At 59.2% G+C, this 11,791-nt stretch carries 11 protein-coding genes; 2 read left to right on the top strand and 9 right to left on the bottom strand.

Annotated features, from left to right (window positions below):
- Positions 1-29: 29 nt before the first annotated feature.
- The gene (locus CXR43_RS16440; RefSeq protein ID WP_146036541.1) at positions 30-1,355 is read left to right on the top strand and encodes a hypothetical protein; all 1,326 of its coding nucleotides are present in this window, start codon (positions 30-32) and stop codon (positions 1,353-1,355) included.
- 617 nt (positions 1,356-1,972) lie between these two features.
- On the opposite strand, the gene CXR43_RS16445 is transcribed toward CXR43_RS16440, so the two are convergent.
- The 9 genes from CXR43_RS16445 to CXR43_RS16485 form a co-directional block, all read right to left on the bottom strand.
- Complete coding sequence (locus CXR43_RS16445) at positions 1,973-3,418, bottom strand: aldehyde dehydrogenase family protein (RefSeq protein WP_103336032.1); 1,446 nt, start codon at positions 3,416-3,418, stop codon at positions 1,973-1,975.
- A gap of 18 nt (positions 3,419-3,436) precedes the next feature.
- A complete protein-coding gene (locus tag CXR43_RS16450; protein WP_103336149.1) occupies positions 3,437-4,303 on the bottom strand; it encodes a dihydrodipicolinate synthase family protein in 867 nt (288 codons plus the stop codon).
- 11 nt (positions 4,304-4,314) lie between these two features.
- Positions 4,315-4,656, bottom strand: a complete 342-nt coding sequence (locus CXR43_RS16455; protein ID WP_103336034.1) for a 4Fe-4S dicluster domain-containing protein — start codon at positions 4,654-4,656, stop codon at positions 4,315-4,317.
- Positions 4,657-4,666: 10 nt separating this feature from the next.
- Positions 4,667-5,443 (bottom strand): enoyl-CoA hydratase-related protein, encoded by a 777-nt coding sequence (locus CXR43_RS16460; RefSeq protein WP_103336036.1) that lies wholly within the window; start codon positions 5,441-5,443, stop codon positions 4,667-4,669.
- Positions 5,440-6,609: a CaiB/BaiF CoA transferase family protein gene (locus CXR43_RS16465; RefSeq protein WP_103336038.1), complete on the bottom strand. Its 1,170-nt coding sequence runs from the start codon at positions 6,607-6,609 to the stop codon at positions 5,440-5,442. The genes CXR43_RS16460 and CXR43_RS16465 overlap by 4 nt, the downstream gene beginning before the upstream one ends.
- A gap of 13 nt (positions 6,610-6,622) precedes the next feature.
- On the bottom strand, positions 6,623-7,987 hold the full coding sequence (locus CXR43_RS16470) for an FAD-dependent oxidoreductase (protein ID WP_103336040.1): 1,365 nt from the start codon (positions 7,985-7,987) through the stop codon (positions 6,623-6,625).
- Positions 7,988-8,065: 78 nt separating this feature from the next.
- Positions 8,066-8,869, bottom strand: coding sequence for an ABC transporter permease (locus CXR43_RS16475; protein WP_103336042.1), 804 nt, complete (start codon positions 8,867-8,869; stop codon positions 8,066-8,068).
- Positions 8,869-9,678: an ABC transporter ATP-binding protein gene (locus CXR43_RS16480; RefSeq protein ID WP_246831438.1), complete on the bottom strand. Its 810-nt coding sequence runs from the start codon at positions 9,676-9,678 to the stop codon at positions 8,869-8,871. The genes CXR43_RS16475 and CXR43_RS16480 overlap by 1 nt, the downstream gene beginning before the upstream one ends.
- 5 nt (positions 9,679-9,683) lie before the next feature.
- Entirely contained in the window at positions 9,684-10,721 is a 1,038-nt protein-coding gene (locus CXR43_RS16485) for an ABC transporter substrate-binding protein (RefSeq protein ID WP_103336044.1), read from the bottom strand.
- Positions 10,722-10,867: 146 nt separating this feature from the next.
- On the opposite strand from CXR43_RS16485, the gene CXR43_RS16490 reads away from it, so the two are divergent.
- Positions 10,868-11,773 carry a LysR family transcriptional regulator gene (locus CXR43_RS16490; RefSeq protein ID WP_103336047.1) on the top strand — a complete coding sequence of 302 codons (906 nt, stop codon included), beginning with the start codon at positions 10,868-10,870 and terminating at the stop codon, positions 11,771-11,773.
- Positions 11,774-11,791: the final 18 nt, after the last annotated feature.

An 11,791-nucleotide genomic window follows, 5' to 3' on the forward strand; every position in this document is an offset into this window, starting at 1 on the left:
GAACCATTCTTCTCAAATGAACCAAGACCATGACAGTCACTTCGCCCAAGGCTCCTGAAAAACTCGGGATTTCCAGAGATCAGCTTTACGAGGAGGTTTGGACGGTTCCGGTGAACAAGCTTGCCGAAAAATACAGTGTTTCAGGTTCCTATCTTGCGCGGGTTTGTTCAGCGCTGAATGTCCCTCGGCCTCCTGCCGGCTACTGGCAGAAGAAGGCAGTAGGAAAGGAAAAGCCGCGCCCTGAGCTGCCGCCGGCTCAACCAGGCGACCAGACCATCTGGTCCAAGGACACACCTCTTGCCGCTCCAGCAAAATCGGCGCCAATTCATCGGACAGAAATGTTGATGGCTAGGGCGCCCGACCCTAGCAAGGCCCGGCTACACCCACTTCTTGCGGGGGTCGAGGGGGCATTTCGCCGAACAAGAAAAATTGGGGAGCACGAGTTTCTCCGGCCCTACAAGCAGCTGCTCCCAGATGTAATTGCATCCGAAGTTTGCCTACTGGATGCCCTCAATCTTGCCAGTGAAGTTTACAGCGCGCTGAACAAGCGGGGTTACCGAGTCATGCTCGCGCCGCCAGACAAGCAAATGCGCCGCCCCGAAATCGAAGAGCGAGAGGTGCCGACAAAAGACCGGAAGTATGGTCAATATTCCATGGGACGCATTTGGTCCCCGTATCGTCCGACATTGGCCTATTTTGGCACAGTGCCAATTGGATTTGCACTGACCGAAATGAGCGAAAGGGTCACGCTGCGAAGGGTTGCCGACAAATACGTGCGCGAAGACAGTCTGGAACTCAAGACAATCAAGCCGTCCCTACTTATCCACTCTTGGACTACCGAGCAGGACGTTCCGTCTGGAAGATTTCGCCTCGTAGCCTACTCTCCCCTTCGCGGCGTTCAGTGGACCCTCAGTTGGCAAGACACAGGCAAGTCTAAGATAAAGGGAAAGCTCCCGGAAATCATTAAGGCCCTGGAAGCCAGCGTAGACCAAATTCAAAACTTGATGGCGGAGGCGGAAGCCGCGGCGGCACGGCGTGAGCGGGATTGGGAGGCGCAGCGGGAAAAATGGCGTAGGGAAGAAGACCAACGCCGCGTGGATGATGCGCTTGCCGCCAGCATGAAGCAATTGTCTGAGATAATGGAAATCTGGTCAAAGGCCACTGCCGTGCACCGGTTTTTCAGGGATGCCGAGGAGTGTGTCAGCCTCTTGGAAGGGGATCGCCAGAAGGTGCTTTCGGAGCGTCTCGCGCTTGCAAAGTCCATGATCGGCACTCTCGATCCGCTTGAGCATCTCGAGGCATGGCTGGCACCAGAGGAACGCTACACCTCGCAGTTTGGCAAAGAAGAAACCTGAGACATCCAGAGATCTGACAATTGCTGTTAGCGCCTCACTCTATGCATCAGGCGCGCGGTATTATCCCTGGAAGGATTGAGTAGACGCTGTTCGCAGATACAATCTGTCTAACCGTAGACGGCACGCGGCTTCCGTTCCCCGCGTAGATTTTGTGGCTCGCTCAAGTTAGTTCGTTCGTCAATAGGCAAATGGTCGGTTCCAGCTTCCGCAAGTCCAGTTCAACGAAGAGGAAAAAATCCTCATCGCCCTCGGTGGCCATGTCCACTGGTCACCGGGTTGTTTCCGAAGGTCGCTGGACGAACAGGCGTGTTTTGACTTCTATGGATTTGGGTTGTCCAGAGACGATGGCGACAATGTCGTGACCGGGTCATCCTCAGGGCTGATGTAGGCTGCCAGCCCCAAGGTATTGCTCTTTGCGACGGCCAGCAGTTCACCCAATGTGCCAGCCTGAAGGGATGAGAGTTTCGAAGCACAAGCCCATCGGATTTCTACCAGATCTGCAAAGGAAGCAGCGGCCTCAGGTGTGAGAGACGGATTGATCCGTGCATCAATTATTGCCCACAGCTACACCGCCGCTTGGCGAAGAAGGCCACGCAATAGACCTCATCGATATCCGTCTATGCCAGCTGGTAAGTTGTCTTTGTCACCGTGTAGAATTCGACGGCGTAGCGACCCTGCTCGCGTGGACCAAAGGATGACCCTTTGCGCCCGCCGAAAGGCACATGATAGTCGACCCCTGCCGTGGGCAAATTCACCATGACCATCCCCGCCTCAACTTTGCGTCGGAATTCCGATGCATGCTTCAAGCTGGTCGAGCATATCCCGGCCGAGAGGCCGAATTCGGTGTCGTTCGCAATCGCCAAAGCCTCATCGAAATCATCAACGCGGATCACTGTAGCGCAGGGGCCGAAAATCTCTTCGCGGTTGATGCGGGCATTGTTCGAGGTTCCAAGGAACAGGCCGGGAGCTTGATAGAAGCCGGGCTGGTCCAGATGCAACTGCTCACCGCCAATGACCTCCGAGGCCTCCGCCCGGGCCAATTCGACATAGCGGAGGTTCGAGTCTAATTGACGTTGATCAACCACCGGTCCGATTTGCGTGTCTGCTTGCATCGCATCCCCCACGCGAAGTGCACGCATCTCGCGAGATATTGCCTCGACAAAGGCGTCATGAATGCCGCTCTGCACAATCAGCCGGGAGGATGCCGTGCAGCGTTGCCCGGTGGAGAAGAAGGAGCCGCTCAGGCAGGCCTGGACCGCTGTCGGCAGATCTGCGTCGTTCATGATAACCATCGGGTTCTTGCCCCCCATTTCCAGCTGCACCTTGCGACGCAGAGTGCCGCAGGTGGCCGCGATCCGGGAGCCTGTGGCCGCCGATCCGGTGAAGGACACGGCATCGACATCCGGATGCGACACCAGCGCATCGCCCACGACAGAGCCCTGCCCCATCACCAGATTGAAAACACCGGGAGGGCAGCCATGCTTGTGCAAAAGTTGTGCGATGACATGGGCGCAGCCGGGCGTCAGCTCTGCCGGCTTCAGCACGACGCAATTCCCATAGGCAAGAGCCGGAGCGATTTTCCAGGCCGGAATCGCGATGGGAAAATTCCAGGGCGTGATCAAGGCGATGACACCCACCGGTTCCCTCGTAACGTCCACGTCGATGCCGGGTCGAACGGATTGTTGGGTGTCACCCGTCACGCGAAGCGCCTCTCCGGCGAAGAACTTGAAGACCTGACCAGCACGGACAGTCTCGCCAATGGCTTCCGGCAAAGTCTTGCCCTCTTCTCGCGCCAGAAGGCGGCCAAACTCTTCCTTTCGGGCCAGCAGTTCGGTGCCGACGGCATCCAGCAAATCATACCGCATCTGAGGCCCAGCGGCGGCCCAGGCTGGAAAAGCGGCGCGTGCGCCGCTGACGGCCTGTTCGACCTCATCGAGCCCCGAGCAGGCGAAAAGGCCGACGATATCGCGCGTATCCGAGGGGTTCACATTTATGCTGCTGCCGTTGCCTTGCAGCCACTCGCCGCCAATCAGGTTGCCGTAAATGTCGTTCGTATCTTTCATGAAAATCTCCGGTTGAGTTCAGGCGGTAGCGGCGTCGAACGCCAGGTGATCCAGCGATGCAGTCTCGGCCGCGCCAAGCGCCGTGAAGGGCGGCAGAACGTTTCGCCAGTCGGCGTTGCCGGTGCGGCACGAAACCAGGTGTTTTACAGCAGGGATAAGCGGATGGGCCGAGATGGCGCCGCGCATCTCGGCCAGCATCGGGGCAAGATTTGCCTCACCTGCCCAGACACGCGCGCAGAGCGGCGCGGTCATGTTGGCGGTCGCCGAGATACACCCCGCGAACCCGTCCTTGCGCCCGAAGACCAAGCTGGTTTCCGAGCTGGGAAAGACTTGCAGCTTCGGCATCAGGGCCACCAGTCGGCGGCAATAATCAAGATCGCCCGAACTGTCTTTGATCCCATCGAAGCGGCGGGGTGCAAGGGCATGCAAGCGTTCGACCACCGTCTCGGGGATGGCAAAGCCTGTCATCTGGGGAAAGTTATAGAACCAGATGCGGATTGGCCGGTCCGCCAAAGACGCATCAAGTTTTGAATACCAGGCGATCAGGCCCTCCTCGGAGGGGGGAGTGTAGTAGAATGGTGGCAGAACGAGAGCCACCGGATACCCCAGATTGTCGGCTTTCTGCGTCAGTTCAATCGTTTCTGCAATCGCGGGGGTGCCTGTCCCGACCATCAGACGACTGCGATCCACCCCCCCGGCTGCCATGGCCATCACCGCATGCCGGGTCGCGGCATCGAAGGAATTGGCTTCACCAGTCGAGCCGAGAATGTTCAACCCGTCGCAGCCATGGGACAACGCCCACCGGGCGTGTTCCAGAAAGGCCGCCTTAAGTGGCCGACCCTGTGCATCGATCGGCGTCGGAACAGCAGCGATAATCCCTTGCATCATTCTCTCCTTCAGGTTTTGTGCGGAGCCAGACTGGACGGTGCCGGCAGGTCTGGGTGATCCCTGCGCGGCGCCATGCCGCGCGACCATCCGCCCGGCTCTTCGATGATCCCTGTGTCGTTCATGAAGACCTCACGGTTAATGCGGGCGAAGACCTCATTGTCGGCATCAAGTTCGTCTTCGTAGCGAATTGCATCGACCGGACAGATGCTTTCACACATCCCACACTCAATGCATTCAGTGGGGTGGATGTAGAACATCCGCTCGCCCTCATAGATGCAGTCGACTGGACATGATGTCGTGCAGATCCCGTCCTTGACGTCGATGCACTGGCTTTGGATAACAAGCGTCATGGATGCCCCACTAACGTCCTCGCCAGACAGGCGGGCGCTTTTCGCGGAATGCGGCGACCCCTTCGAGGGAATCCTCGGACTGCAACGCCGCGATCAGCGCAGGGCGGCGCAGGTCACGTGCCTCTTGCGGGTCCAGATGGGCGGTGGCGCGGATCGTATCCTTGATGGCGGCAACAGAGAGCGGCGCGCAGGACAGGATGTCGGCAACCCAGGCATCGACCTCGGCATCCAACTGGTCAGGCGGCACAACTGTATTGACCAACCCCAGCCGTGCCGCATCCTCGGCCGACAACATCCGTCCCGTCATCATCAGCCCGGCTGCAATGTTGCGCGGGATCAGGCGTTGAAGCGCAACCATGCCACCATCTAGCGGCAAGCGTCCCACCTTTGCTTCGGGCAGGCCGAACCGGGCCGTGGTTGACGCGATCACGATATCGGCGCCCAGCACCATCTCGAACCCGCCCCCCAACGCCAGCCCATTGACGCGGGCGATGACCGGCACGGTCAGACTTTGCCGAAGCGCGATGCCACCAAAGCCGTCAGGATTGGCCGCAGCCCAGTATTCCAGCCCGCTAAGCCCAGCGTCCGCCTTCATGTCGGCACCGGCACTAAAGGCGCGATCTCCCGCGCCGGTCAGCACCACGCAGCGGATGTCGTCGCGCACCTCGATCTCGGCCCAGATGCGGCACAGCTCGGCATCGGTCGCCGCATCAACAGCATTCATCCGCTCAGGCCGGTCAATGGTGACCCGGGCCACGTGCTCCGCGACGGTAAAGCGGACAGTCATACGGCTTCCTTTCGCGCATGGGCAGTCAGGCCAAATTCGCGGATGACCTCTTGGGTGTGCTGCCCCAGACGTGGCGGCATGTGGCGGACCACAACCGGCGCGTCGCTGAGATGGACCGGTGAGCCGACAAGCGTAACCGCCCCCAAGATCGGGTGGTCGATATCGACCAGCATGCCATTGGCCACGGTCTGCGGGTCATCCAAAGCCTCGCCCAAAGACCGGACCGGGGCGCAGAGCAAGTCCTGCGCTTCCAGTCGTGTTATCCAGTGAGCTGTGGTGTTTGTGGCGAAAGCATCGCGGAAGCGACCCTGTAAATAGGCCTTGTTCACGCGCTGCACCGACAGGTTAGGATAGTCGGGAGAAAGGTCCTCAATCTGAAGCGCAGCGCAGATGTCGCGCAGCGGATGCTGCTTGAAGGCACCGACAACCACGACCGCCCCATCCGATGTGTCAAATACCCCGGTCAGTGGCATGGCGGCCCAATTCAGCACCTCGCGGTGTTTGGACCATTGTGCGGCCTCCTGCATCTGCATAGCAATCATCGAGTCATACAGCGACACGCCGACCTTCTGGCCCCGCCCCGTCTTGTGTCGGGCCAGCAGCGCGGCAAGAATGCCCTGCACCAGATGCATGCCCGCGGTATAGTCGCACAGCGTGGTCGGATAGATCGACTTTGGCACTGCCGGGTCCTGGGTCTTTTCCATCACCCCGGTCATGGCCTGCGCCAGCACGTCCTGCCCGCCCTTGTGGGAATAGGGGCCGACTTCGCCAAAGCCGGTTCCTGAGGCACAGATGATGGCTGGATTGATCTTTGCCAGCGTCTCGTAGTCAAAGCCCAGACGCTTCATCACGCCGGCGCGGAAATTGTCGACAACCACGTCAGACTGGGCAACCAGATCATAGATCATCTGACGTCCGGCTTCGGACTTGGTATTAATCTCGACCGAGCGCTTGTTGCGGTTCAGCGAGGCAAAGACGGCATTGTTCATTGCCTCCTCGCTGGTCTCGCCGAAAAAGTTGCGCGACAGGTCACCCTCTCCCGGCCGTTCGATCTTGATCACATCGGCACCGAAGTCGGCCAGCATCTGCGTGGCACAAGGGCCCATCATCACCTGGGTGAAATCGAGGACGCGGATGCCCCCGAGCGGAAGGTTCAGTGTCGTCATGGTGGTCCCTTTCTCAGGCAGCTGCCGTTGCTTCGATCAGCGCGTTGGCCGATGGCACATCGCCCGGATCAGCCCCCTGCGCGCGCATCTGTTTCTGGATCGCCGAGACATCGACATCGCGCAGCGCGCAGTTTGCCTCCAACGCCTTGACCACAGCCACACCCGCTGCTTCGCCCTGCGCCATACAGGGCGGGATCTCCCGAGACTGCTTTTGTGCTTCGCTTTCAACCGAGTAGTGGCGGCCCGCGACGATCAGGTTGTCGATGCCCTTGGGCAGCAGCGCCCGATACGGCGTGTAATAATCGCGCCCCCGGCACACAGAGTCCGAGAAATGGCGGCGCTTTTTCACGTCCTCCTTGGTCACCACGTATTCGCCCTGCAGCAACCGTGTCTGGCGAATGCCCAACTGTTCCGCCCCGCCCAACATTCTGGCGTTCTCAAAGCCGGGCAGGTTCGCGCGGGCGAACTCCAGCAGCGCCATCATCCGGCGGCGGCCCTCGACTTCGGCGGCAACCATATGCTCGGGCGACATGCCGTCATAGCCGGGCATGTGCGGGCAGTTGCACCACACTACGCCGGGCAGCGGTGTCTTGAGCCACCACATGCCCCAGGCTCCGCCGATGACCCGCCGGGCCTGACGGTCCAGCGCCTTGTATTCATCGGGGTGCTGATATTCGAAAGCTTCCGCCTTGTCGGTATCCACATCCATCAGGCGAAAGACGGTGGTGACGATGAACTGTCCGGTTGCGAAAGATGCCCCGGCAGACGCCGCCACATCCAGATCGCCCGAGGCGTCCACCACCATGCGCGCCCGGATCGCCTGACGACCCAGCTTGGTCTGAACGATCACGCCGGTAACGCGATTGTCCTCGACCAGCGCTTCCGAAAACCAGCTGTGGGTCCGAAGCTCGATCCCGGCATCCACCACCAGATCCAGACTGACGCGCTTCCAGACATCGGGATCAAACGCCACGGCGTGAATGATCGGCTGCGGCATCCCCTGCTTGTGAAAGTCGATGCAGCCCCAGCGCGACCACTTCTGCCACATCTCCCAGTTGGTCAGGCAATCCTGCGGTGGCGGGAAGACGGCACCGTCCTGACGCTGCATCCGGTCGACGAACTCGCTGACTATGCCAGTGGTGACGATCTCGGACCCGTCGTTCACCATGTCGTCCAGCACCAGCACCATCCCACCCGAGGCCATTCCGCCCAGATGGTGATAACGCTCGATCAGCGTCACCCTTGCGCCATTCCGCGCAGCCGATACGGCGGCTGACAGGCCCGCCGGCCCGGCCCCGATCACCACGACATCGGTATCGCTGACGACGGGCACCTGTTCGGATCTTGTGGTCAGAAACTCTCTGTTTCGTTCGGTCATTTTGACAAACTCCTCCTGTCACGCCAAGGCTGTGTCAGCCTGTGGCGTCGGTTTTCTGTTGTTTTAAAGGGTGTTAGATCACCAGCGGACGATGCGGCGCTCGGTCAGACTTACCAAGGCGAACAGCAGCACCGAAAGGCCCGACGACATCAGAACAGTCGCGTAGAGCAGCGGCGAATTGAAGTTGAAGGTCGCGTCGATGATCAGCGCGCCCAAGCCCCGGTCAGCGCCCACCCATTCGCCCACAATCGCGCCAATAACGCAGGTCGTGGCCGATATCTTGAGCGCCGAGAACAGGAATGGTAGCGAGGACGGAAGGCGCATCTTCCAGAAGACCTCGGATTTTGAGGCCGACAGAATTCGCGCCAGTTCCAGAGTCTGAGGGCTAACGGCTTGTAGGCCCCGAACCATGTTTACCAGCGTCGGGAAAAAGCAGATCAGCGCGGCAATCACTACCTTGGCCGTCATGCCGGGCCCAAAGATCAGAACAAGGATCGGCGCGATGGCAAGGATCGGGATCGTGTTGACGAAGACGGCGATCGGGAAGAACGCGCGCTCGACGTTGCGGGAATGGACAAAGGCAACGGCGATTAGAATCGCGGCAAGGTTTCCGACCACAAAACCCGCCACACTTTCAAAAAAAGTCGGCCAGAAGTTCTGCATCAGCAGCGGGAACTTATCTACAAAGGTGGCCGCTACGTCCGACGGCGCCGGGGCGATGTAAGTCGGAACGCCAAAACCCTTCACCCCCACCTGCCACAGCGCCACTAGCGCCGCGGCAGTGGCGATCGGCACGATCACCGATGTCACCTTCTGCCTACGGGCGGTATTCCGGGCCTGAATCAGAAGATCGGTAGTCAAAACGGTTTCCACGACAGCCATCAGCAAGTCTCCAGAAGTTCGCGAAGATACGCACAGTGACGGGTGAAGTCCGACGTATCGCGCAGCTTCATCTCGCGCGGCTCTGGAAGCTCGATATCGACGACCTCCCGTAGCCGGCCGGGGTTGGCGCTCAGCATGATCACCTTCTGCCCCAGGAACACCGCCTCGGAGATGGAATGGGTGACGAACAGGATCGTTGTGCCCGTTTCGCGCCAGATCTCCAGCAACTGAAGGTTCAGACGGTCGCGGGTCATTTCATCCAAGGCACCAAAGGGTTCATCCATTAGCAGCAGCTTGGGCTGGCATAGCAATGCGCGCGCAATGGCGACCCGTTGACGCATGCCGCCCGACAGTTCGTGCGGCAAAGCATTTTCCCGACCCTTAAGACCGACGAGTTCCAGCAACTCGCGCGGGTTACGCGGGCCAACCGGAATCCGAACATTGCGTTTGCGTCCGATCTCAAGTGGCAACTCGACATTTTCCAGCGCCGTCCGCCATGGCAATAGCGCCGCATCCTGGAACACAAATGCGAACTCCCGTGCCAGCCGCGCCTCTTCGGTGGACTTCCCAAAAACACAAACCTCACCACTGGCAGCCGGGATCAGGTCCGAGACCAGCCGCAGCAAGGTTGACTTGCCACATCCTGAAGGGCCGAGGATTGTGTAGAAGGCGCCCGCCTCGATCTCCAGGTCAAGGTGTTCGATGGCAGTGTAAGTGCCGAACCGCACCGTTGCACCACTCAGTTTTGCGGCGGGCAGGTCTCGAGTGGCGACGGGTTGACCCACCAATGTTTCCTTGGATTCCATCATCCCGCTCACCCGTAAACCGGCCGCGCATCGGCGATCTCGTCCAACACCGACAATGTCATGACGTCATCCACCGCAGGGGTGCCAGCCTCGAACTGGCCAAGGCGGTCATAGATGTCGATCTGTGCCTGCCAGTTATCACGGCTCATTGCGCCCCAGCCCTGTTCACGCGTGGTTTCGTTGAAGCTGTATGCGACAACCGCATCGACCGCAGACAGTTCCGCGTCCCTGTCAAGATTGGGATAACGCGAAACAAGGATATCGACCGCCTCTTCGCGGTTGTCATGCACCCATCCCCAGCCCCGCGCGATGGCGCGCAGCATGCCCTGAACCTGCTCGGGATTCTCTTGGAGCAAACGATCATTGACATAGTAGGGGTTGGCGTAAAGCTGTATCCCGGCATCCCACAATGACATGTCCACCCGGTCAGGCCCCAATACCGACAGAGCGCTGACGTTCGTCTTCCAGCCAGTCACCACGTCGGCCTGCCCCGTCAACAGCGGTGACATGTCCGCTCCCATGACAAGAACCTCGACCTGATCTTCAGCGATGTCATTGGCGGCGAGCAGTGCCTGCAGCAAGATCCGCGCGGTGCCATTCGTAGCGACGGTCTTGCCAATCAGATCCTTGGGCTCCCGGACTGGGTTCTTCTCCAGCGAAAAATAGGTGAAGGGATGCTGCTGATATCCCGCCGCGATGCATTTGATGGGCATCCCCTGGGACCGCGCCAACATCAGCGACGGGCTGGAACTGATCGAACCGATATGAGCCCGCCCCGACGCGATCGAAGCAACACCGTCCACGTTCGGGCCACCGGCCACCACCTCCAAGGCCAGACCTTCTTCCGCAAAATAGCCCTTCGCGTCGGCGGCCAGCTCTCCTAGGATGCCATTCCCTGCAAGCCAGCCGAGCTGCAACTTGACGGTGTGCGTATCAGCAGCCCAGGCCTTTTCGATTCCGATATTGGTTCCGGCCAGGGCGGCACCAAAGGCAGTCATGCCCCGCAATAAACTGCGGCGATCGAGCTTCATCTTGTCTTGCGTCATTTTCGTCTCTCCTGATGGTGGGAAAGTGGTCCTTGTTTCGACCTTGTTGAACTGACTTTACCGTTGCGCGGGCGGTGCAGGTAGAACTAAGTTCAGCCAACAGTGGTGCAGAAAATGCACCACCCCCTTTGGGACGTGGGGATAGGATGCATTCTAGTTTCCTGAAATACTTCGATGAGGTCGCTCGCCAGCGTTCGATCCGCAAGGCGGCCCAGCTGCTGAATGTTTCTTCGACCTCAGTCAATCGCAAGATCCTTAGCGTCGAAGAAAGGCTTGGCGTGGCGATTTTCGACCGGACACCAGAGGGCGTGGAGTTGACCGCCGTGGGTGCGATCCTGTTGGAACACTGCCGCACTGTGCTGCACGACTTTGAGCGCACCAAGATTTTGATCGACGACATGCGCGACCTGCGCACCGGGCACATAAACATCCACACCATCGATTCTATCGCGATTGGATGCCTTCCGCGCGCAATGAACGAATTTGGAAAGATTTATCCTGACATTTCGATTTCGGTGACAACTTCACAGCCTGAGGATGCCGTGCAGGCCGTGGCCAGCGGCACCGCTGAAATCGGCATTGCCTTTACCTTCTCGGACCAACCAGGTGTCCGGCTGCTGTCCGAGAAATCTGCTCCGTTCGGTGTCATTGTGCGGCCGGACCACCCACTTTCCGGCCGGACCAGCGTCACAATCACCGACATAGCGGCCTACAGATTGGTCCGAACAATAGATGCCCGCGGCGGCAATTCGATTATAGATCACGCGATCACGACGCTGGTAACTCCGCTATCGACCCATATCTTCACAAACACGCTTTCGCTGGCAAAGCAGATGATCATGTGCGGTCATGGTATAGGTCTTTATACAAAAATCGGCTTCTACGATGACATCGAGGTTGGCCAACTGTGCTTCGTGCCATTGATTCAAGAAACACTGGTCAACATCCGCGTAGGAATATTTGTCTCTGCATCCAGCGCAATAGATCCAGCAAAGCGTTTAATGTGCGACGCAATTGCTCGGGAAATGTCGAGCATGCGCCTCGATTCCTAACCCCTTGGGACTGAAGCT

Origin of the sequence: Pseudotabrizicola formosa, assembly GCF_002900965.1 — a bacterium.
Taxonomy (GTDB): domain Bacteria; phylum Pseudomonadota; class Alphaproteobacteria; order Rhodobacterales; family Rhodobacteraceae; genus Pseudotabrizicola; species Pseudotabrizicola formosa.